This is a genomic window from Rhodococcus sp. 852002-51564_SCH6189132-a, from assembly GCF_001665495.1.
GTDB lineage: Bacteria > Actinomycetota > Actinomycetes > Mycobacteriales > Mycobacteriaceae > Rhodococcus > Rhodococcus pyridinivorans.
Genome location: NZ_LZMJ01000086.1, coordinates 131,095 through 152,533 on the forward strand (window position 1 = coordinate 131,095; position 21,439 = coordinate 152,533).

Sequence of the window (21,439 nt, forward strand, 5' to 3'; positions counted from 1 at the left end):
GTACTCGCCGTGTCCGGCACCGATCGCACTGCCGTGTCCGGCACCGATCGCACTGCCGTGTCGCGGATAGACTGGCGGGTATGTTCTTCGGCTGGCGGAACGGCGCGGCGGTGTTCGTCGTCCTCATGTCCTGGCTCGTCTCCGCGGTCGTTCCGGTCACCGCGGTCTCCACCGGCGACACCGCCGGATTGCTCCTCGGCCTGCTGGTGGTGGTCGTCGCAGCACTCGCGTTCGTCGCCGCCGCGGAGGATCCGCTGTTCGCCTTCGGTCGCAGCATCCGGGGCCCGACCTCCGAGGAACGACGTCTGCGCGGCGGGTTCCGCCGCCACTCCCACCCCGACACCGCCGGACGGCCACGTCCGCGCTCACCCGGTTCCGTCCTCGCCCTCGACACTCCGTCCGACGAGGAACACCGGGAGATTTTCCATGTTCGATCCCTATCCGCACGGCACACCCGCCGTGTCCGTCCGCAACGCCCACCGCTCGTTCGGTGACCTGACCGTCTTCACCGGGGTGAACGTCGACGTCGCCCCCGGCCGATGTTGCGCCGTGATCGGCGCGAACGGCACCGGCAAGTCCACCCTGCTCGGATGCGTCGTCGGCGTCGACCGACTCGACGAGGGCGTTGTCGAGATCCACGGCGTCCCCGTCGACGAGAGCTCGCCGACGCTGCGACGGCAGGTCGCCGCAGTCCTCGGCGACGTGGCGACATTCGCGCATCTCACCGCGCACGAACACCTGCAACTCGTCGCCACCGGTCACGGCGTGACCGACCCGTTCGACGCGGCGACACAGGTCCTCGAGGAGGTCGGTCTCGCCGCGTCGGCCGATCGACTGCCGCTGGCCTTCTCGAGCGGGCAACGCCGCCGGCTCGCGCTGGCCTCCGCGCTGGTACGGCCCCGGCGGTTGCTCGTCCTCGACGAACCCGAACAGCATCTCGACGACGCCGGTCGCCGGTGGCTGGCGTCCACACTGGAAGCCGAGAAGCGCGCGGGCGGCACCGTGCTGATGGTCTCGCACGATGTCGCCCTGGTGGACGCGGTCGCCGACCAGGTGGTGGAGGCGGACCGATGGAGCTGACCGGAACCGTCCCCGGCGCGCGCGACCTCCGCGCGCTCCGTCACGCCTTCGAGCGCCGGCGCGCGCCGCTGGTGGATCGTCCGGCCCTCGCTGTGCTGGTCGTCCTCGGCTTGTATGTCGGCGGGGGACTGGCGTGGTGGTTGTTCTCCCTTCCGGCGACGACCTTCGCGTGCGGGGACCCGATCGTGCGCGATTCGGGGTGCACCTCGGCGTGGGGATGGGCCGTCGTCGCGATCGCGGTCGCTGCGGGGACGGCGTCCACCCGGGCCGCAGGTCCGGTGACGTGCGGTACCGAGACGGAGTTCTGGCTGCTGTCCACACCGGTGGATCGCGGTGCGGCACTCCGCCCGAGAGTCGCGGCGCTCCTGATCTGCGGTGCAATCGCGGGTGCTCTCGCGGGACGGTTCGCGACGTTCGTGACCACCCCGGAGGGGCGCGTCGCGTTCACATGTCTCGCTGCCGCTCTCGGTGTCGGTGCCGTCGCCCTTCCGATGCTCGTGCAGTGCCGGGTACTCGTGCCCGCGGTCGTGCGGGTCGTGGTCGGGCCGTGCCTCGTCGCCGTTCCGGGCGTGGTGACGGTCGCCGCCGTCGGCGTCGCGGTGCCACCGCCGGGACCGTTGTTCGTGGTGGGGGCGTGGATCGCCGTTGCGGCACCGGCGGTCTCGGCGTTGCGTCGATGCGACAGGATCGCTGCACCGGAGTGGAGGGTGGGATCGGACACCGCGGTCGGTGTGTCGGCGTCGTTCACGGCACTCGATCCTTCGCTGCTGACAGGCGTGGTCGAACGGAAGGCCTGGTTGCGCATCGGATCCCGCCGCTCGCGGGCCCTGCCGCGCCGCCGGATCGCGGCACTCGTCCGTTCCGATCTGCTCCGCCATGTCCGTAGGCCCACACCCGTGCTCGTCGCGTGCGTGGCGCTGCTCGGCGTCGTGGTGCTGATGTCGGTCGTATCGCCGCCCGCCGCTGTCGTGGTGCAGCTCGTCGCCGTCTTCACCGTGGCGACGATCTTCGGTGCGGGTCTGCGCGACGTGAGCCGCGATCCCGATTTCGCCGTCCTGCTCGGTACGAGCGACACGTACCTGCGTCGCGCACTCTCGGCCGTCCCGGGGTCGGCCGCGGTCGTCGCCGGTGCCGTGACGGGATTCGCCGGGAGTGCGTCGGTGGCGAGCGTCGTGATCGTCATCGTCGGTGGGTGCGCGGCCGCCTATCGGATGCGCACGCGACCTCCGATCGGGTACGACGGTCTGATCCTCGAGACGGCCGTCGGGCAGATTCCGGTCGATCTGCTCCGGCAGTGGGCGCGGGGACCGGACCTACTCGTCGTCTGCGCGTGGCTCGCCGCCGTGCTCGCCTGAGCCCGGCGGGAACCGGTGTCGAGCACGGGTGAGATCGATCCGGTCGCCGGAGATCGGGACGCCCTCGAGTTCGAGACGCGCGAGTTGCCGGCGCGCGAGGTGCGAGGCCGGTCGCCCGGACGCCGGGACCACGCGGTGCCACGGCAGGTCGGCGGAATCGGTCCGCATGATCCATCCGACGGTGCGTGCACTCGACAGGCCCGCGGCACCGGCGATGTCGCCGTAGGTCGCGACCCGGCCTGCGGGCACGGAGGCCACGAGTTCGCGGACCCGCTCGATCTGCTCGTCCGTGGTGACCACCGGCTACACCATCCGGGCCACGAGTTCGGCGGTCTCGGCGGGACGCGCCTGGTCGATCATGTGGTCGCAGTCGAATTCGAGCAGGGTCAGGTCGTCGCCGAGTCGTTCCGCCAGGTCGCGACGGAAATTTGACGTGGTGTACGGGGGTTGCACCTTCCCGGCCTGCACGAAGATCGTCGGGATACCGGCCGGCGGCAGGACGGGTCCGCGGGCCAGCTCGCCCCACGAGGTCACCAGCGCAGGTACGCAGATCCGCCAGTTGACACGCCCCGAGTCGAGTTCGACGAGGTGCTCGGCGATCTCCTCGTCGAGCAACTCGGGGGCCACCTCGCCCCAGTCGCCGTGGACCTTCTCGGCCCGCGCCTCCGCCTCGTCCGTGTAGTCGGGGTTGTGGAGGGTGAGGTCGGCGATCTCGAGCATCCGGTCGGCCGGGAGGCCGATCGCCGGATCGAGGAGTACCAGCGCCCGCACCCTGTCGGGCACCGCGGCGGTGAGATGCAGCGCGAGGGCACCACCGAAGGAGTGGCCCACCACGGTGACGGGACCGGTGGTGTGTGCGTCCAGCACGGCCTTCAGGTCGGCGATGTGCGCCTCGAACGACCACGGGGGAGTCCACGGCGACCGGCCGTGACCCCGGAGGTCCGGAGCGACGAACCGCAGGTGGGGCAGGTGTCGTTCGGCGAGGTTCCGCCAGCGTCGGCCGTGACCGGTGAGTCCGTGCAGGGCGAGGACCTCCGGTCCGTCGACGGGGCCGAACAGATGGGTGTGCAGAAGATCCGTGGCACTCACGCCGACCACTATCCCAGTCGTGACTCCGCGGTGTGCCCCGGACGCTGTCGTACCCGTCTGGTGGGATGGGGTCATGCTCGACGTCGATACCGGCATCCCCGACCTGCACCCACCACGGGCGCAGGTCACCGACCTGCCCGCCACCGTCTCGCGCATGTCCGAACCGCAGATCCCCGATCGCGTCCGCCGCCCGGCCGCGCGCCTCGTGCGCAGGTCCGCCGAGGCGCCGGTGGCCCGCGAGTGGCCCGACGACGTGCGCGTGCTGTTCGACGACGCCCCGCCCTCCCTCCGCTGGCGGCCGTGGCAGGTCCTCGGCGGTCCCGGCACGGGCAAGACGTCCCTGCTGGTCGACCTCGCGGTCCACCGCATCGCCTCCGGCGCCGATCCCGAGTCGGTGCTCATCCTCACGCATTCGCGGCGGGCCGCCACCGCCGTGCGCGAGGCGATCACGGCCGGTCTGATCGCGCTCGGCGACGGCGCAGTGCCCCGCGCCACACGCGAGCCGCTCGTCCGTACCGTCCACTCCTACGCCTTCGCGGTGCTGCGGTTGCAGGCCTCGGCGCACGGCAATCCGCCGCCCCGTCTGATCACCGGCGCCGAACAGGACGCCGTGCTGCGCGAACTGCTGCGCGGCGACATCGATGACGGCGCCGGGATGTGGCCCGAGCGGTTGCGTCCGGCACTGGGCATGACGGGCTTCGCCGTCGAACTGCGCGACCTGATGTTGCGCGCCAACGAGCGCGGTCTCGGCCCGGAGGATCTGGTCGCGCTCGGGGAGCGCCGCAATCGGCCCGAATGGGTCGCGGCCGGGCGTTTCGCGGAGCGCTACGAGCAGGTGATGCTGCTTCGCGGTGCCGTCGGTCTCGAAGCTCCGGAGGCCACCGCTCCGGCACTCGACGCGGCCGAACTCGTCGGCGCGGCGCTCGCGGCGTTCGCGACCGATCCCGATCTGCTGGCCGCCGAGCGCGGCCGCATCCGCCACCTGCTCGTCGACGACGCCCAGCATCTCGATCCGCAGGCCGCCGACCTGGTCCGCGTGATCGGTACCGGCACCCGCACGAGCACGATCGCCGGCGACCCCGATCAGGCCGTCTTCGGCTTCCGCGGCGCCGACACCTCCTTCCTCGAGAGCCTCGGCGAGGCCGACGGATCGCGCCGCATCGTGTTGGGTGTCAACCATCGTGCCGCTCCCGAGGTGGCGTCCGTCGCCGACGGGATCACCCGCAGACTGCCGGGCCTGCCGCCGCACCGGGGTATGGCAGGGCACCGCGTCGAGGAGGGTGATCCGGGGCAGGTCCGCGTGGCGGTGTGCTCGTCGCAGGCCAAGGAGGCGGCGCTGGTCGCCGACACCCTGCGCCGGTCCCATCTCGTCGACGGTGTGCCGTGGTCGCGCATGGCGATCGTTGTCCGGTCCGTGCCGCGGGTACTCGCGCCGCTGCGTCGCGCGCTGCTCGCGGCGGGCGTCCCGATGACGACCGCCGCCTCCGAACTCCCGCTGGCCCGCCAGCACAGCGTCGCGGGACTGCTGCTCGTGCTGCGCGCGGTATCCGACAGTGGCTTCGGCGGGGACGAAGCACTTGCCCTGCTGTCCGGGCCCATCGGCGGTGCCGAACCGGTCGCGCTGCGGAGACTGCGGCGTGGTCTGCGGCGGGTCGAGCTAGCATCGGGCAACGACCGCGACTCCGCCGAACTGCTGCGCATCCTGCTCACCGAGGGCGACGACACCGCCGGGAACTCGCATCTGATCCGCGGGCTGACCGACGTCGAGGCGGCACCGCTGAGGAAGGTGCTCGGTGTGCTGCGCAAGGCCCGCTCGGCGGCGCTGCGCGGGGGCGGTCTCGAGGACGTGCTGTGGGAGGCATGGCAGGCCACCGGACTCGAACGGCGATGGGCCGCCGCGTCGGCCTGGGGTGGGCCGATCGGGGCGCAGGCCGACCGCGATCTCGACGGCGTCGTGGCTCTGTTCGACGCCGCCGCCGACTACGTCGACCGTCTGCCCCGCGCACACATCGCCGGGTTCGTCGACTATCTCACCGAGCAGGAGATCCCTGCGACGGCTCGCACCCGTGTCGCCGCCGAATCCGAAGCGGTCACGGTCGTCAGCGCGCACTCCGCCGCCGGTCGCGAATGGGACGTCGTGGTGGTCGCCGGTGTCCAGGAAGGGCTGTGGCCGAGCCTGCGCGCCCGCGGCACCCTGCTCGGCATCGAGGCCCTGATCGACGCGGTCTCCGGTGCCGACGGCGGCGACGAGGCCGGTGCGCGGCTCTCCCGCACCGCACCGCTGCTCGCCGAGGAGCGGCGCCTGTTCCTGGTGGCGTGCAGTCGCGCCCGCACCCACCTTCTGGTGACCGCCGTCGATTCGGTGAGCGGCGACAGCGAACTGGTCCGGTCCCGTTTCGTCGACGAACTGCGCGGTGTCGGCACCGACGACCTCGACGCGCCCGACGACCTCCTGGCCGAACCGGTGCCCGACGAGGTCCGCACCCGCGTGCTGGCCCTGCCCGCCCTCGTCGCCGAACTGCGCAGCGTGGTCTGCGATCCCGAGATCGCCGAGACCGAACCCGAACGACAGCAGCGAGCCGCCCAGCAACTCGCGCGGCTCGCGCGCGCCGGGGTGCGCGGCGCCCACCCCGACGACTGGTACGGCACGGCCGATCCCAGCACCGCCGACCCGCTGTGGGATCCCGACGACGACGCGGTGCGATTGTCGCCGTCCACGGTCGAACAGCTCACGACGTGTCCGCTGCGGTGGATGTTCGAGCGCCACGGCGGTTCCGACGGCGAGAACAGCCATGCCGTCACCGGCACGCTGGTACATACCCTCGTCCAGGCGCTCGCCGGGCGGATCCCTCCCGACCGCATCGACCAGGCCCTCGAGAAGGCATGGGACTCGGTCGATCTGGGTGCCGAATGGTATGCCCGCCGCGAGCTCGAACGCACCCGCCGCATGCTCGACACCTTCTCGACGTGGCTGCAGGGCACACGCGGAGAGCTCACCGAGATCGGCGTCGAGATCAAGGTCGACGGCATCCTCGAACCCGATTCCGACGACAAGCCCCGCGTGCGGCTCCGTGGTCGCATCGACCGGCTCGAACGTGACGCCGAGGGCCGCCCGGTCGTCATCGACGTCAAGACCGCGAAGAACCCGGTGTCGAAGGACGCCGCGCGCGATCATGCCCAGCTCGCCGCCTACCAGGTGGCCGCGGCGGCCGGCGCGATCGAGGGCGAACCGGCATCGGAGCCCGGTGGCGCGCGCCTGGTCTTCGTGGCGAAGCCGCACAACAAGGAAGGCGCGACGCAGCGCGTGCAGCCGCCCCTCGACGAGGACGGTCTCGCGCAGTGGCGGGAGATCATCCACGACGCGGCGGCCGCGACCCGCGGCCCCCGCTTCGTTGCGAGGGTCAACGACGGGTGCCGGCACTGCCCGGTGCTGTCGAGCTGCCCGGCACACGACGAAGGCAGACAGGTGACAGGGGAATGAGTGCACCACGGGTGAGCGCGAAGCGCCTGGCGGAGGCACTGGGACAGTTACCGCCGACGACCGAGCAGGCCGCCGTCATCGAGGCCCCGCCCGGCCCGATGCTGGTCGTCGCCGGGGCCGGTGCCGGCAAGACCGAGACGATGGCCGCGCGGGTGGTGTGGCTCGTCGCCAACGGTCTCGTCGAACCCGAGCAGGTACTGGGCCTGACCTTCACGCGTAAGGCCGCGCAGCAGCTCACGGCCCGCATCCGGGCGCGCCTGGCCAAGCTCGCCGGATCGGCGCTCCTGCGCGACCTCGATCCGAGCGGCGGGTTGCGCGCACGGATCCTCGGCAGCGAACCCGAGGTGAGCACATACCACGCATACGCCGGTCGCCTGCTCACCGAGCACGGTCTGCTGCTGCCCATCGAACCATCGGCGACGCTGCTGTCCGAGACCGAGCTGTGGCAGGTCGCGCACCGCGTGGTCAGCTCGTGGGACGGCGAACTCGACACCGACCGCAATCCCGCATCGGTGACCGAGGCCGTTCTCGCCCTGTCCGGCCAGCTCTCCGAGCACCTCGTCGAGCCGGATCTGCTGCGCGACGCCCACGTCGAACTCGAACAGCTGGTGCACACCCTCCCGCCCGGCCCGGGGCAGCGCGGAGCACCGGCGAAGACGCTGCTCGGCTACCTCGAAACCCAGCACGCGCGGTTGCAGTTGCTTCCGCTCGTCGAACGGCTGTCCGAGACACTGCGCCGCGAAGGTGCTCTCGACTTCGGGAGCCAGATGTCGCTCGCCGCGCGGGTCGCCCGCGATCACCGCGAGGTGGGAGCCGGGGAGCGGGAACGATTCCGGGCTGTGCTGCTCGACGAGTACCAGGACACCGGGCACGCCCAGCGCGTGTTACTCGCCGCCCTGTTCGGCGGTGGCGCCGATCCCGGTCTCGCGGTCACCGCGGTCGGCGATCCCATGCAGTCCATCTACGGCTGGCGCGGCGCGTCGGCCGCCAACCTGCCGCGGTTCGCGACCGACTTCCCGGCGGCCGACGGCGAGCCGGCACCCACCCGCGAACTGCTCACCAGCTGGCGCAATCCGCCGCAGGCCCTCGAACTGGCGAACGTCTCGTCCGAACCTCTGCGCGATCGCGGGGTGTCGGTCAGCCAGTTGCGTCCCCGCCCCGACGCGGCCGCCGGCGACGTCCGCCTCGCGTTGCACTCCGACGTCGCGGTGGAACGCGACTGGGTCGCCGACCGGATCGCCGACGAGTACGCCGCCGCCCGCGAGTCCGGACGCACACCGCCGACCGCTGCGGTCCTCATCCGACGCAACGCCGACGCCGCTCCGATCGCCGAGGCGCTGCGCGCCCGCGACCTTCCGGTCGAGGTCGTCGGCATCGGCGGGTTGCTGCACACGCCCGAAGTCGCCGACGTGCTCGCGATGCTGCGCCTGGCGGCGGATCCGCTGGCCGGGAGCGCAGCTGTGCGGGTGCTCACCGGCGCCCGCTGGCAGCTCGGTGCCGCCGACCTGAAGGCACTGTGGGAGCGCGCCCAGGAACTGGCCATCGCGGGACGCTGGGGTGTCGCCGGTGCGGTGACCGATCCCGACGCGCTCGAGGACGCCCTCGATTCGGCGCTGCCCGGTGAATATGCCGACCAGGCCGGTCTCGCTGATGCGATCTCCGATCCCGGCGACAGCAGCCGCTATTCGAAGTTCGGCTACGCGCGCATCGTCGCGCTCGGTCGCGAGCTGACCTCCCTGCGCGAGCGGCTCGGCCAGCCGCTCACCGAACTCGTCGCCGAAGTCGAGCGTGTGCTCGGTATCGGCATCGAGACCGAGGCCCGCGTGGGCCGCCGACGCGGTGTCGCCGGCCGCGAGCATCTCGACGCCTTCGCCTCGGTCGTCGCGTCCTACGCGGGGCGGACCAACGCGACCCTGCCCGGTTTGCTGTCCTATCTTGCGGCGGCGGAGGAGATCGAGCAGGGGCTCGCGCCCGGTGAGGTGGAAGTCGACCCCGACCGCGTGCAGGTCCTCACCGTCCACTCCGCGAAAGGCCTCGAATGGGAGGTCGTCGCCGTCCCACATGTCGCTGCCGGGGTCTTCCCATCCTCCACCGCCGCCGCGACCTGGCTCGGTTCGACGACCGAACTTCCCCCGCACTTGCGGGGCGACCGGGTGCTGCCCGCCGACGATCCGGGCAGCACCGACGGTGTGCCCGTGCTCGAGCTCGACGACCTCTCCGATCGCAAGATGCTCGAGCGGGCCATCGACTCCCACAAGGACGCGCTCAAGCGCCGCAAGCTCGACGAGGACCGTCGGCTGTTCTACGTCGCTCTCACCCGCACCGAACGAACACTGTTCGTCTCCGCCCACCACTGGGCAGACACCGGATCCGAACCGAAGGGACCCTCGCCGTTCCTCGAGGAACTGCACGAGATCGTCACGGCCCGGCCCGAACTCGGTGCGATCGACCACTGGGCTCCGGAACCCGAACCGGAGGAGGAGAACCCGCTCACGGCCTCACCGCGCAGCGCACTGTGGCCGCGCGACCCGCTCGGTGCCCGGCGCACCGAGGTCGAACGCGGCGCGGCACTGGTCCTCGCCGAGTTCGACCGGACCGACCTCCCGACCGAATACGACGACGATCCCGACGAGTGGGCCACCGACGTCGATGCGCTCCTGGCCGAACGCGAACAGCGCGCCGAGCAGAGCGCCGAGGTGGTGCTGCCCGCACAGCTGTCAGTCAGCCAACTCGTCGATCTCGCCACCGATCCCGACGCCCTCGCCGCGCGTCTGCGTCGTCCGTTGCCGTTCCGGCCCAATCCGCTCGCGCGTCGCGGCACCGCCTTCCACGCGTGGCTCGAGCGCAGATTCGGCGCGACGCGCCTGCTCGACCTCGACGAGCTTCCCGGTGCCGACGACGAGGACGGCGACGATTCGCACTTCGACCGGCTCCAGGAGGCATTCCTGCGGTCGAAGTGGGCGTCGCGCAACCCCGTCGAGGTCGAGGTGCCGTTCGAAACGGCCCTGGGCGGCACCGTGATCCGCGGACGTATCGACGCCGTCTTCGAGGATCCGGACGGCGGTTGGACGGTCATCGACTGGAAGACCGGCGCCGAACCGGAAAGCGAGAAGCTCGCCGCGGTGGGTGTGCAGCTCGCCGCCTACCGGCTCGCCTGGGCCCAGTTGATGGCAGCGCGGACCGAGCGGCTCACCGGCCGACCGGCCGAACTGCCGCTGCACAAGGTCCGAGCGGCCTTCCACTACGTCCGCACCGGACACACCGTCGCGCCCGAGGAACTGCCGAATGCGGCGATGCTCGAACGCCTCGTGCTCGAGGCGGGGAATCTGCGAGGGCGTGCCGACGGCGAGTGACGCAACCTCAGGGGCGCTGCCCGATACCGGTGGCCACTTCGTGTGCCCGGCGTCCGGCAGTATCGGGTGCAAGGGGAGCGGTGGGCATCCCGGCTCCCTCCCGCAGTCCCGACAGGAATTCCTCGAGGATCTCGGGCGGCGAATACTGCGGTTCCCAGCCCAGTTCTGTGCGGGCGCGCGTGCCGTCGAGCAATGGAAGTTGCAGCACGGTGTCGAGCAGGCCGGGGGAGGCCGGAACGAGATGCGCGTGCCAGGCCGCCCGCACGGCCTTGCGGAGTGCTGCACGCGGTACGGGGATCTTCCTGGCGGAGAACATCTCTGCCAGGAACGCGCCGTCCACGGGCGGTTCCGTGGCGAGGCTGAACGCGCGGACGGGCCGGACGGTCGCACGGACGAAGGCGTCGGCCACGTCGCTCGTGTGCAGTACCTGGGCACGCAGATCCTCGACCAGCGGCATCACGGGGAGCAGTCCGCTGCGCAGCAGGTTTCCCGGGAGCAGGGGGCCGACGAACAGGCGTCGCTGTGAGGTCGCCGATTCGCGCTTGAAGAGGAAGTAGGGCCGCATCCGTACGATGCGCATCTCCGGCGCCCGCAGTTCGAGGGTGTCGAGAAAACGTTCCAGATACGACTTCTCGCGGGGATAGGCGGCACCCGGCCACCCGTGCGTGGGCCAGTCCTCGGTGACGCGATCCGTCGAGCGTCCGGGCGAATAGGCCGCGACCGACGACGAGTAGATCAGCGCGGGAACCTTCTCCGCGGCAGCCGCCTCGAAGACAGAGATCGCGCCGAGCACATTGTTCTCCCAGGTCACCTCCGGGCGGTGCGTGGGTTGGAACAGCCAGGACAGGTGGATCACCGCGTCCGCGCCCCGCACGATGGGGCGGAAGTCGTCGGTGGTGGTGTCGGCGACCGTGAAGGTCGCCTTGGGGGACGTCCATTCCGTCGGTCGTCGCGCGACGCCGGCGATCTCGGCGACGTCGGGTTCGCGTCCGAGCGCCTCGACGATCCCGGTTCCCAGATTTCCGGTCGCGCCGACGACGACCACCTTCAGACCACGTGCGGTGTCCATACCGAACGCATACCCGCTCGCTGTGACCTCACTCACCGCGTGTGGTCAGCTCAGCGGGAGGATGTGCGGCGGACCTTCAGTGCCTCGGTGACGAGCGGGACCTGCAGCGGGAGCCGGGCGAGCGACACCGCCTTGGCGGCGGGGGAGAGCTTCGGGCTGCGCAGCCACGTCACGGCCATCTGCACGTTGGCGGGGAAGACCGCCAGGAACAGCGCCGCGGCCAGGGAACCGCCGAGGCGCCGGGTGCGGGGCACGGCGAGCGCGCCGGCGACGGCGATCTCCGCGACCCCCGAGGCGTAGGTGTAGGTGCGGGCATCACCCGGCAGGGCGCGGGGCACCATGCCGTCGAACGGTTCCGGTCGCACGAAGTGCAGGACCCCCACGCCGAGAAGTAGACCTGCCAGCCGGATCGCAGAGCGCTGCGACGCTTTCGTGGACATGCGTGCCACACTAGCGCGCGGCGGTACGCTGCGATCCGGTATCGGGCGCAGTTCGTTCGGTACCGCGACGACCGAGGGTGGCCACCAGTGGAGGCCGACAGCAGGAAGGTGGGACACCGCGATGCCCGGGAGGTTGCGTGCGCGGTTCAGCCGCTCCGATCAGCTCACCGAGCGCCCCGACTTCGCGCTCGTCGGTGTGCTGCGCGTACCCCAGGAACAGACGAGTCCCGGACTCGCGATCGCGCGTCGCATCGGCTACGCGTTCGCGGCGCTGTTCCTCGCGGTCGTCGTGGTCTACCTCGATCGCGATGGCTACCGCGACGCCCAGGGCGACGAACTGTCGCTGCTGGACTGCGTCTACTACGCCACGGTCTCGCTCTCGACCACCGGCTACGGCGACATCACCCCGTTCACACCCGAAGCGCGCCTGATCAACATCTTGCTGATCACCCCGCTCCGGGTGTTCTTCCTCATCGTGCTCGTCGGTACCACTCTGTCGGCACTGACCGAGAGTTCCCGGCAAGCATTCAAGATCCAGCGTTGGAGGCGCCGCGTGCGTAATCACACCGTCGTCATCGGTTACGGCACCAAGGGCCGTACCGCAGTCGACGCGATGCTCGGCGACGGGGTACCCCCGTCCGAGATCGTCGTGGTCGACACCGATCCGGTGGTTCTCGAGTCCGCGGCCGGCCAGGGCCTCGTGACGGTCCAGGGTTCGGCGACGAAGTCCGATGTGCTCCGGCTCGCCGGGGTGCAGCACGCGTCGGCGGTGATCGTCGCCGCGAACCGCGACGACACCGCGGTGCTCGTGACCCTCAGCGCCCGCGAGATCGCCCCGCGCGCGAAGATCGTCGCCGCCATCCGCGAGTCGGAGAACACCCACCTGCTGCGTCAGTCCGGTGCCGACTCGGTGGTCATCTCGTCGGAGACGGCGGGGCGACTGCTCGGCATCGCCACGACCACGCCGAACGTTGTCGAGATGATCGAGGACCTGCTCACCCCGGAAGCCGGGTTCGCCATCACCGAACGCGATGTCGACCCCAGCGAGGTCGGGGGATCCCCGCGGCATCTCAAGGACATCGTGCTCGCCGTCGTCCGCGACGGGCGGATGTGGCGGATCGGTTCGCCCGAGGTCGACGCGCTCGAAGCGAACGACAAACTGCTCTACATCCGGCTGGTGGGTTCGTCGCCGGGCGCCATGCGTGGCTAGGGTGCTGATGTGACCGGTTTCGCTTTGTCGGGTACCCCGCTGCTCTCACGTACCGTCGTCGACCGGGCGGAGGAACTGCGTTCGGACGAGGACGCCCTGCGCGCCGGCTGGGCCGGTGCGAAACTCCTGCGGGTCGATCGTCGCAACCAGGTCCGTGTCTCCGACAACGCGCTCGTGCTCGGTGAGGCGTCCGAGCTCGGTCCCGAACCGGTCGAGGGCGCGATCTTCCTGGGTATCCGCGACGGACACCACGTCTGGGCGTCTCGCGTCCTGGCGCAGACGGGCACGGTGGCCGATCTGCGGCGCATCGGCGAGCGTCTCGACGATGCCGACGCCGATCTGATGGTCAGCGCGGTCGCGTTGCTGAACTGGCACGACAACGCCGGCTACAGCGCGGTCGACGGCTCGCCCACCCGTCCGACGATGTCCGGCTGGTCGCGGATCAGCACCGAGACCGGACACCAGGAGTTCCCTCGCACCGACCCGGCGATCATCTGCCTCGTACACGACGGACACGACCGGGTGCTGCTCGCCCGGCAACCGGTGTGGCCCGAGCGGCGCTTCTCCGTTCTCGCAGGCTTCGTCGAAGCCGGTGAGTCGCTCGAATCGTGCGTGGTGCGGGAGATCCGTGAAGAGGTCGGTGTCGAGGTGCGCGACGTGCGGTATCTCGGCAGTCAGCCCTGGCCGTTCCCTCGATCGCTCATGCTCGGATTCGCGGCGATCGCCGATCCCGAGCAGGCGCTGGACTTCCGCGACGGGGAGATCACCGAGGCGCGGTGGTTCACTCGTGACGAGGTCCGTGCGGCGCTGGCGACTGGCGACTGGGCGTCCGCCGAGGACGCCCCGCTGTTGTTGCCCGGTTCGATCTCCATTGCGCGCGGGATGCTCGAGGGCTGGGCCAAGGAGTAGCAGGCCGTGCGGTAGAGGGCACTGCGGTAGAGGGCACTGCGGTAGAGGGCACTGCGGTAGAGGGCACTGCGGTAGAGGGCACAGGATCGAGTCGGGCCCGGACACGGGAGAGGCCGGCCGCGACGAACGCGACCGGCCTTACCGGAAGAGCGGGAGCTACAGACCCAGAGCGCGCTGGACCTCGGCGAGCGACGGGTTGGTCGCGGTGCTGCCGTCGGCGAACTTGACGGTGGGCACCACGTGGTTGCCGTTGTTGACGCTGCCGACGAACTCCGCGGCGGCCGGATCCGACTCGATGTCGATCTCGGCGTATGGGATGCCGTTCTGGTCGAGCTGGGTCTTCAGCCGCCTGCAGTAACCGCACCAGGTGGTGGAGTAGACGGTGAGGGCGGGTGCGTCGGTGGGCGTCATGTCTTCGAGAACATCACAGCCGCCGAACATGTTCCGCGGCGGGGTGAGCTGTGGTCCTCACCACACCGGGTGATCTCACCGGTGGGCTGCGCTGTCGGCGGTCGCTGTCATGATGGAGGCCATGTGTGCGGATGTGGTGGACGGTCTCGACCCCGAGCAGACAGCAGCGGTGCTCGCCCCACGCGGGCCGGTCTGCGTGCTCGCCGGCGCCGGTACCGGCAAGACCCGCACGATCACCCGCCGCATCGCCCATCTCGTCTCGGCCGGTCACGTCTCCGCGAGCCAAGTCCTCGCCGTCACCTTCACCGCCCGCGCGGCAGGGGAGATGCGTTCCCGCCTACGCGCCCTGGGCATCGGTGGCGACGGTACGCAGGTGCAGGCCCGCACCTTCCACGCCGCTGCGCTGCGGCAGCTGCGGTACTTCTGGCCGCAGGTGGTCGGCGACACACCCTGGCAACTGCTCGATCGCAAGTTCGCGGCGGTCTCGCAGGCGGCGCACCGGTGCGGCTTCCCGACCGACACCGACACCGTGCGCGACCTGCTGTCCGAGATCGAATGGTCCAAGGGCACGCTCGTCGCGCCCGAGGACTATCCCGCCGCGGCCGCCCGCGCCCACCGCACCCCACCGGCCGATCCCGAGCGGGTCGCGCGTGTCTACGAGACGTACGAGCAGCTCAAGACCCGGTCGGGCGACGGGATGTATCTCGACTTCGATGACCTGCTGCTGCACACCGCCGCGGCCCTCGAGGACAACCTCGCGGTGGCCGAGGAGTTCCGCGACCGCTACCGCTGCTTCGTCGTCGACGAGTACCAGGACGTCACGCCGCTGCAGCAGCGCGTGCTCGACGCGTGGCTCGGCGCGCGCGACGACCTCACGGTGGTCGGCGACGCCAACCAGACCATCTACTCGTTCACGGGCGCCACCCCGAAGCACCTGCTCGACTTCTCCCGCCGGTTCCCCGACGCCACGGTCGTGCGCCTCGAACGCGACTACCGCTCCACGCCGGAGGTGGTCGACCTCGCCAACCGCGTGATCGGCGCGGCGCGGGGCCGCATCGCCGGCACCCGGCTCGAGCTCATCGGTCAGCGTCCGTCCGGGCCGGAGCCCACCTTCGCCGAGTTCGACGACGAACCGGCCGAAGCGCAGGCGGTCGCCAAGGCCGTCGCGAAGCTGATGGGCAAGGGGGTCCCGGCGGCCGAGATCGCGGTGCTCTACCGCATCAACGCCCAGTCCGAGGCCTACGAGCAGGCGTTCACGCAGGCGGGTATCCCGTACCAGGTGCGCGGCGGTGAAGGTTTCTTCAACCGCGCGGAGGTCCGGCAGGCGGTCAACGCCCTGCGTCAGGTGGGTACGCGCGACGACCTGCCGGAGGATGCCGGTCGCGGTGCCGGGCTGCGCAGCCTCGTCCGGGCCACCTTGGTGCCGCTGGGCCTGACCGACACCGAACCGGTGGGTGCGCAGGCACGCGAGCGCTGGGCGTCGCTCGTCGCGCTCGTGCAGCTCACCGAGGAACTGCTCGAGCACGAACCCGATCTCGATCTGCAGGGTCTGTTGCGCGATCTCGCGGCCCGTGCCGAGGCGCGCCAGCCACCGACGGTCCAGGGCGTCACCCTCGCGTCGCTGCATGCGGCGAAGGGCCTCGAATGGGACGCCGTCTTCCTCGTCGGACTCACCGACGGCACCCTGCCGATCACTCATGTCACCGGCGACAAGGACACACCGCCCGACGAGGCCGGCATCGAGGAGGAACGGCGGCTGCTCTATGTCGGTGTCACCCGAGCCCGTGTGCACCTGCAACTGTCGTGGGCGTTGTCCCGCACGGCGGGCGGACGTCGGTCGCGGCGACGCTCTCGATTCCTTCACGGGCTCATCCCCGACAGTTCACCCGCGTCGAAGATCGCCGAACCGTCCTCCCCGCGGAAGAAGCGCCCGCAATGCCGCGTCTGTGGCAAGCCGCTCATGGGCACCACCTCGACCATGCTCGGCCGCTGCGAGGGTTGCCCATCCGATCTCGACGAGAATCTGCTGGTCGCGCTCAAGGAATGGCGCCGGGAGCGTTCGAAGGAGATGAAGGTTCCGGCCTACGTCGTCTTCAGCGACAACACCCTCGTCGCGATCGCCGAACAGCAGCCGCGCGACGATCGTGCGCTGGTCGCCATCCCGGGGATCGGGGCGAAGAAGCTCGAGCAGTACGGTGCCGACGTGCTCGCCCTCGTGCGGGGGGAGCGCACCGTCGACACCCTCGACCTCTGACGACTACCCGACCGTGTTCATTCGGCGCACAGGCAAAAGTAGTGCCCGGCCGGTCGCGGAACACCCGGAAGGTGCTTTTGTTCGAGCCGTCGTCGGCGCGCAACGCATCGAGCCCGAGGACGAGGCGTTCGGCCTCGTCGAGGTCGGGCAGGAGTCTCGTGGTCGCGAGGGACATGCCCTCCGACTTTGGTGCGGGGACGAAGAACGCGGCACGAAACCGCAGGTAGAAAATAACTTGTGCCGATCGTGCTCACGAATCTAGTCTGGATGACGATGTCACGGGAGACGGTCCGTGCGCGACGAGAAAGTGAGGTGGCCCCGATGCTCGGTTTCGATGCTTTTGCAGCGGCAGCGGCCCCTCGTGTCGCTGGGGCCGCCGCTACCACTCGCACCGCCACATCTGTGGCACCCGCAGTGGCAGCCGCGCCGCGTGCACGCCGACGTGTGCACGCCGCCGCCGTCTCGTCCGTGGTCGGAAGTCGATCGGGAACTGTTTCCCGGTAGACCTTTCGTCTCCTCCAGGCCACGGACCCCGCCCAGCGGACCGTGGCCTTTCTCGTTCTCCGGCCGGGTTCGCATCGCATTCCACCGAACCAACGAAGGAGCTCACGTGCCGAGCGAATACCCGTCGAGCCTGCCGAACCGAACGGAAGGAGACGAGATGCGTTGTACCGACATCCTGTCGCGCAGCGACACTTTCGCGGTCTCCCGCAACGACCGCGACCGCGACACCCTGCCGTGCCACGACAACGACCCCGACCTCTGGTTCGCTGAGACCCCGGCCGATCTCGAGTACGCCAAGACGCTGTGTGCGGGCTGCCCGGTGCGTGCCCAGTGTCTCGACGCCGCTCTCGAGCGGGAGGAACCCTGGGGCGTGTGGGGCGGGGAGATCATCGACCGTGGTGTCGTCGTGGCCCGCAAGCGGCCGCGGGGCCGGCCGCGGAAGAATCCGCTGCCCGAACCCCGCAAGGAACTGGTCTGTGCGTGAATACGGTTGCCCGGCTTCGTCACTCCTCGACGAAGCCGGGTAGCCATTCACTGAGGATGCGCATGTACGGCGCCTCGGCGTCGAGCTGAGCGCAGATGCCGACCGAGCCGAGCAGCACCCGGAACACACTCACGTACTCGGGCGGAAGATTCAGCGTCCGAGCCGTCTTGAAGGTCGAACTCGAGAAGTCCGTGGCCGTGCCCGCCACCCGCTGCAGCCATGTGCGGGTGAAGTGGAACGACTCGGTGTGGATCGGGTCGGTGAACGGCCGGAGGTAGTCGGCGATCTCCTCGTCGGTGACCGTGCGGCCGGGCAGGACGAACTTGTTGTCGTAGAGCAGCCGGGTGAGTTCGTCGAAACGTTCCTCGAGGGCGAGTCGGACCATCCGTCCGAGCACCGGCGGGAAGCCGTCGGGCATCGACGCCGTGGCCCCGAAGTCGATGACTCCGAGACGGCCGTCGTCGAGAAGCATGAAATTGCCCGGATGCGGGTCGCTGTGGAGCAGACCGGCGCGCGCGGGCGAACAGAAGTGGAACTCCGCGAGCAGCGCACCGGCCCGGTTGCGCTGCTCCCGCGTGCCACCGCTGATGATCACAGACAGCGGAGTGGCCGAAAGCCATTCGGTCACGACGACTTTCGGGGCGCTCGCGACGACACGCGGGATCACGAACTTCTCGTCGCCGGCGAAGGCCTTCGCGAAGGCTCGCTGGTTGTCGGCCTCGATCCGGTAGTCGAGCTCTTCCTCGGTGCGTGCGGACAACTCGTCGAGCAGCGCACGCACATCGGCACCCGGCATCATCGTGGCGAACAATCCGGCGAACCGGGACAGCGTGCGCATGTCGGCGCGCAGAGCCTCGTCGGCGCCCGGGTACTGGACCTTCACCGCGACCTCGCGTCCGTCCGACCACACGGCCCGGTGCACCTGGCCGATACTGGCCGACGCGACGGGCACGTCGTCGAACGACTCGAAGCGCTCACGCCACTTCGTGCCGAGTTGCTGGTCGAGCACGCGGTGCACGGCTTGGGCGGGCAGTGGAGGGGCCTCCGCCTGCAGTTTGGTGAGCGCCTCCCGATACGGCTCGGCGAACTCCTCCGGGACGGCGGCTTCCATCACGCTCAGGGCCTGGCCGAACTTCATGGCGCCGCCCTTGAGTTCGCCCAACACACTGAACAACTGTTCGGCGGCCTTCGCCGTCATCTCGGCGTCGATCTCCTCCCGATCTCCGCCGGCGAGTCGACGGCCGAAACCGACAGCGGCGCGCCCGGCGATTCCCAGAGGAATGCTCGCGAGCTTGGCAGTGCGGGACGAGCTTCTGCGAGGGATGTCTGGCACGCCCCCCATCATGCCTGACCGACCCGAGCGATGGCCGAGCAGTCGCACCGGGGGTGACGGAACCATCGGCGCGTGACGATGCGGTGGGTTCGCAGGTCCAGTTCGAGTGTGCGGTCGACCGCCGGGGTCACGGACGGATCTGCGGAGAGGAACGCCTCGATCTGGCCGACGGCCATCGCCGCGGTCGCCGACGTCACCGCCCTGCCGGCGTGGCCCTGCCGCCCGTACAGCTGACTCGCCAGTCGCGGCCAGGACGGATCGAGATCGGCCCGCACGAGATCGGCGCAGCGCAGACAACTGCTCCGGCCGGGGAGTACGAACGGGCCGACGATGCCGCGTCCGTCCCTGATCCGCACCGCGAGATGGGGGATACCGGCCCGCACGAGCATGTTCACGAGATGGGGGTCGGGCACCTGCCCGTCGGCGAGGACGACACAGTCGGCCGGGTCCTGCAGTTCGTCACCGGACGACGAGCGCACCCACCGCACATCCCATACCGGGAGATCCTCGACGATCGCCGAAGCGAGCGGACCCGAGCCGTGGACCCGCACCCGCCGCGGTCGCGCCGGACCGTGCGACGCGGGGACCTGCCGGACCGCACCCGTCGCGGTGAGCTCATCGAGCACCTGCCGGACCCGTCCGGACGGAAGCCCGCGCTCGGCTGCGACGTCCAGCACCTCGTCGAGGGTGAGCCGGCCGTCGAGCAGTCGGACGAGAACGCCGAGGTCGAAGCTGTCCATGCCCTGGGGTGGCAGGACGACGGTCGCGGTGCCGGGACCCCAGCCGAGCTGGAGCGAGCCGTCGGACCGCTCGAGCACGGCCAGTTCCGGATCGACCCGGAGAACCGCAGCCTCGGCCGGCGCGGGATTCGTGGTCGTCTCGCGCGATGCGGTGATCATGGAGACAGACTGACAGTATCCGCGCCCGTGGACGGCTCACGAGGAGCAGTTTGTCCACAGGCGCGGGTGCCTCTATCGGGTCGTTCTAGGAGGTGCTGTCGTCCCCGGGCCGGTCCTCGCCGGATCCGTCCTCGGCCGCGCGATCCCGTTCGGCCTGCTCACGTTCCATGGTCGCCTGAAGCTGGGCGATCGGATCCTCGAAGGCTCCGGTGCCACCGCCGATCACACGATCGACGAAGGCCGTCGGGTTGTCGAGATCCGACGAGTCCGGCAGCAGGTCGGGATGCGCCCACACATGGTCGCGGGCCTCGGTGCCGGCGTCGGTGGTGAGGCGTCGCCACAGCGCAGCGGCCTCGCGCACCTTCCGGGGCCGGAGCTCGAGGCCGACGAGCGTAGCGAAGGTCTGCTCGGCCGGTCCGCCCGTGGCGCGGCGACGGCGCAGGGTCTCGGTGAGGGCCGAGGCACCCGGGAGCCGCTCGCCGAGCGCGTCGGCGACGACCGTCTCGACCCAGCCCTCGACGAGCGCGAGCATCGTCTCGAGTCGTTCGAGTGCGGCCTTCTGCTCCGGGGTGGTCTGGGGTTCGAACGCGCCCTGCTTGAGGATTTCCTCGAGCTTGGACGGGTCGGTGAGTGCCGACGGGTCGAGTCCCTGGGCGAGATCCTCGATCGACGACATGTCCATGCGGATGCCGCGTGCGTACTCCTCGACGGTCGCCAGCATCCGCTGACGCAGCCACGGCACGTGGCTGTAGAGGCGCTGGTGGGCGGCCTCGCGTGCGGCGAGGAAGACGAGCACCTCCTGAGCGGGCTGCTCGAGTCCTTCACCGAAGCTCTCGACCGCGGCCGGCAGGAGAGCGGCGGTGCCCTCCGGGCCGAGGGGGAGACCGATGTCGGTGGAGGTGAGCACTTCCTTCGACAACTGGCCGAGGGCCTGGCCGAGCTGGGAGCCGAAAGCAACCCCACCCATCTGCGAGAACATCCCGAGCATGGGCCCGGCCATCGCACGGGCCTCCTCGGGCAGACCGTTCAGCATCATGCCGTTGACCTGCTCGGCGATCGGATCGCACAGGCGCTTCCACGTCTCGAGGGTGTTGTCGAGCCAGTCGACGGGCGTCCACGCCACAACCTTCGACGCACCCGCGGGCAGCGTGGTGGCCGCGTCGAGCCACAGTTCCGCGAGACGCGCGGCGTCCGTCACGGCGTCGGCGGTACGGGGCGAGACCGGGTCGACGGACCCGATCTGCTGACGTGCGAGCTTCGTCGCGATGTCGTAGTTGACCGGACCCGAGCCGCCGCCGGAACCCATGGCGCTGCCCATACCGGCGAGCATCTGGCCGAACTGGCTGAGCATCTGACCGAACTGCGCGGGATCGAAGCCCTGACCGCCGAACGGGTTGTCGCCCCCACCGCTGCCGGGGAGTCCGAATCCGAAGGGCATGCCGCCACCGGCTCCGCCGCTACCGGAACCCTCGTCCTTCCTACGGTCGGGGTCGTCGTCGGGATTCGAGAATCCGAAGGGCGTGTCGCTCATGTATCCAACGGTACAAGGCGTCCAGGGCGGGGACCGG

General features: G+C 70.4%; 17 protein-coding genes. 9 read left to right on the top strand and 8 right to left on the bottom strand.

What is annotated here, in order from left to right:
- Positions 1 to 80: 80 nt before the first annotated feature.
- The 3 genes from A5767_RS22080 to A5767_RS22090 are packed head-to-tail and all read left to right on the top strand — an operon-like array spanning position 81 to position 2,435.
- Positions 81 to 494 carry a DUF6412 domain-containing protein gene (locus A5767_RS22080; protein WP_033097107.1) on the top strand — a complete coding sequence of 138 codons (414 nt, stop codon included), beginning with the start codon at positions 81 to 83 and terminating at the stop codon, positions 492 to 494.
- Entirely contained in the window at positions 427 to 1,080 is a 654-nt protein-coding gene (locus tag A5767_RS22085; protein ID WP_039584788.1) for an ABC transporter ATP-binding protein, read from the top strand. Before A5767_RS22080 ends, A5767_RS22085 begins: the two co-directional genes overlap by 68 nt.
- Positions 1,071 to 2,435 (top strand): DUF6297 family protein, encoded by a 1,365-nt coding sequence (locus tag A5767_RS22090; RefSeq protein ID WP_064853139.1) that lies wholly within the window; start codon positions 1,071 to 1,073, stop codon positions 2,433 to 2,435. The genes A5767_RS22085 and A5767_RS22090 overlap by 10 nt, the downstream gene beginning before the upstream one ends.
- Here A5767_RS22090 and A5767_RS22095 read toward each other — a convergent pair.
- Positions 2,394 to 2,735, bottom strand: a complete 342-nt coding sequence (locus tag A5767_RS22095) for an MGMT family protein (RefSeq protein WP_006550258.1) — start codon at positions 2,733 to 2,735, stop codon at positions 2,394 to 2,396. The two genes, A5767_RS22090 and A5767_RS22095, sit on opposite strands and share 42 nt — an antisense overlap.
- 3 nt (positions 2,736 to 2,738) lie before the next feature.
- Positions 2,739 to 3,524, bottom strand: a complete 786-nt coding sequence (locus A5767_RS22100) for an alpha/beta hydrolase (RefSeq protein WP_197483288.1) — start codon at positions 3,522 to 3,524, stop codon at positions 2,739 to 2,741.
- 154 nt (positions 3,525 to 3,678) lie between these two features.
- Between A5767_RS22100 and A5767_RS22105 the strand changes: the two genes are divergently transcribed.
- On the top strand, positions 3,679 to 7,005 hold the full coding sequence (locus A5767_RS22105; protein WP_064853147.1) for an ATP-dependent helicase: 3,327 nt from the start codon (positions 3,679 to 3,681) through the stop codon (positions 7,003 to 7,005).
- Positions 7,002 to 10,358 (top strand): ATP-dependent helicase, encoded by a 3,357-nt coding sequence (locus A5767_RS22110; RefSeq protein ID WP_064853141.1) that lies wholly within the window; start codon positions 7,002 to 7,004, stop codon positions 10,356 to 10,358. The genes A5767_RS22105 and A5767_RS22110 overlap by 4 nt, the downstream gene beginning before the upstream one ends.
- Before the next feature lie 7 nt (positions 10,359 to 10,365).
- Here A5767_RS22110 and A5767_RS22115 read toward each other — a convergent pair whose 3' ends face one another.
- Positions 10,366 to 11,427 (bottom strand): NAD-dependent epimerase/dehydratase family protein, encoded by a 1,062-nt coding sequence (locus A5767_RS22115; RefSeq protein ID WP_064853142.1) that lies wholly within the window; start codon positions 11,425 to 11,427, stop codon positions 10,366 to 10,368.
- A gap of 50 nt (positions 11,428 to 11,477) precedes the next feature.
- Positions 11,478 to 11,867: a DoxX family protein gene (locus A5767_RS22120; protein WP_033097208.1), complete on the bottom strand. Its 390-nt coding sequence runs from the start codon at positions 11,865 to 11,867 to the stop codon at positions 11,478 to 11,480.
- A gap of 121 nt (positions 11,868 to 11,988) precedes the next feature.
- Between A5767_RS22120 and A5767_RS22125 the strand changes: the two genes are divergently transcribed.
- The gene (locus tag A5767_RS22125) at positions 11,989 to 13,077 is read left to right on the top strand and encodes a potassium channel family protein (RefSeq protein WP_006550264.1); all 1,089 of its coding nucleotides are present in this window, start codon (positions 11,989 to 11,991) and stop codon (positions 13,075 to 13,077) included.
- Between the two features lie 9 nt (positions 13,078 to 13,086).
- Positions 13,087 to 13,986 carry an NAD(+) diphosphatase gene (gene nudC, locus A5767_RS22130; RefSeq protein WP_006550265.1) on the top strand — a complete coding sequence of 300 codons (900 nt, stop codon included), beginning with the start codon at positions 13,087 to 13,089 and terminating at the stop codon, positions 13,984 to 13,986.
- 156 nt (positions 13,987 to 14,142) lie between these two features.
- Here the strand turns inward: nudC and A5767_RS22135 are convergent, their stop codons facing one another.
- Positions 14,143 to 14,397, bottom strand: coding sequence for a mycoredoxin (locus A5767_RS22135; RefSeq protein WP_024101470.1), 255 nt, complete (start codon positions 14,395 to 14,397; stop codon positions 14,143 to 14,145).
- 109 nt (positions 14,398 to 14,506) lie between these two features.
- Here A5767_RS22135 and A5767_RS22140 point away from each other — a divergent pair, with 109 nt between their 5' ends.
- A complete protein-coding gene (locus A5767_RS22140; protein WP_064853143.1) occupies positions 14,507 to 16,651 on the top strand; it encodes an ATP-dependent DNA helicase UvrD2 in 2,145 nt (714 codons plus the stop codon).
- A 661-nt stretch (positions 16,652 to 17,312) separates the two neighbouring features.
- Entirely contained in the window at positions 17,313 to 17,639 is a 327-nt protein-coding gene (locus A5767_RS22145; RefSeq protein WP_228044579.1) for a WhiB family transcriptional regulator, read from the top strand.
- 19 nt (positions 17,640 to 17,658) lie between these two features.
- On the opposite strand, the gene A5767_RS22150 is transcribed toward A5767_RS22145, so the two are convergent.
- The 3 genes from A5767_RS22150 to A5767_RS22160 all read right to left on the bottom strand — a co-directional run bounded on the left by A5767_RS22150 (position 17,659) and on the right by A5767_RS22160 (position 21,402).
- Positions 17,659 to 18,984, bottom strand: coding sequence for an ABC1 kinase family protein (locus A5767_RS22150; protein WP_033097113.1), 1,326 nt, complete (start codon positions 18,982 to 18,984; stop codon positions 17,659 to 17,661).
- Positions 18,981 to 19,871 carry a hypothetical protein gene (locus A5767_RS22155; RefSeq protein ID WP_064255714.1) on the bottom strand — a complete coding sequence of 297 codons (891 nt, stop codon included), beginning with the start codon at positions 19,869 to 19,871 and terminating at the stop codon, positions 18,981 to 18,983. Before A5767_RS22155 ends, A5767_RS22150 begins: the two co-directional genes overlap by 4 nt.
- A gap of 85 nt (positions 19,872 to 19,956) precedes the next feature.
- Positions 19,957 to 21,402 (bottom strand): zinc-dependent metalloprotease, encoded by a 1,446-nt coding sequence (locus tag A5767_RS22160; RefSeq protein WP_024101466.1) that lies wholly within the window; start codon positions 21,400 to 21,402, stop codon positions 19,957 to 19,959.
- Positions 21,403 to 21,439: the final 37 nt, after the last annotated feature.

Excerpts from the sequence above, each read along its gene's own strand:
- A5767_RS22080 (WP_033097107.1), top strand. The coding sequence starts at position 81 with ATGTTCTTCGGCTGGCGGAACGGCGCGGCGGTGTTCGTCGTCCTCATG.
- A5767_RS22085 (WP_039584788.1), top strand. The coding sequence starts at position 427 with ATGTTCGATCCCTATCCGCACGGCACACCCGCCGTGTCCGTCCGCAAC.
- A5767_RS22090 (WP_064853139.1), top strand. The coding sequence starts at position 1,071 with ATGGAGCTGACCGGAACCGTCCCCGGCGCGCGCGACCTCCGCGCGCTC.
- A5767_RS22105 (WP_064853147.1), top strand. The coding sequence starts at position 3,679 with ATGTCCGAACCGCAGATCCCCGATCGCGTCCGCCGCCCGGCCGCGCGC.
- A5767_RS22110 (WP_064853141.1), top strand. The coding sequence starts at position 7,002 with ATGAGTGCACCACGGGTGAGCGCGAAGCGCCTGGCGGAGGCACTGGGA.
- A5767_RS22115 (WP_064853142.1), bottom strand. The coding sequence starts at position 11,427 with ATGGACACCGCACGTGGTCTGAAGGTGGTCGTCGTCGGCGCGACCGGA.
- A5767_RS22120 (WP_033097208.1), bottom strand. The coding sequence starts at position 11,867 with ATGTCCACGAAAGCGTCGCAGCGCTCTGCGATCCGGCTGGCAGGTCTA.
- A5767_RS22125 (WP_006550264.1), top strand. The coding sequence starts at position 11,989 with ATGCCCGGGAGGTTGCGTGCGCGGTTCAGCCGCTCCGATCAGCTCACC.
- A5767_RS22135 (WP_024101470.1), bottom strand. The coding sequence starts at position 14,397 with ATGACGCCCACCGACGCACCCGCCCTCACCGTCTACTCCACCACCTGG.
- A5767_RS22140 (WP_064853143.1), top strand. The coding sequence starts at position 14,507 with ATGATGGAGGCCATGTGTGCGGATGTGGTGGACGGTCTCGACCCCGAG.
- A5767_RS22145 (WP_228044579.1), top strand. The coding sequence starts at position 17,313 with ATGCGTTGTACCGACATCCTGTCGCGCAGCGACACTTTCGCGGTCTCC.
- A5767_RS22150 (WP_033097113.1), bottom strand. The coding sequence starts at position 18,984 with ATGATGGGGGGCGTGCCAGACATCCCTCGCAGAAGCTCGTCCCGCACT.
- A5767_RS22155 (WP_064255714.1), bottom strand. The coding sequence starts at position 19,871 with ATGATCACCGCATCGCGCGAGACGACCACGAATCCCGCGCCGGCCGAG.
- A5767_RS22160 (WP_024101466.1), bottom strand. The coding sequence starts at position 21,402 with ATGAGCGACACGCCCTTCGGATTCTCGAATCCCGACGACGACCCCGAC.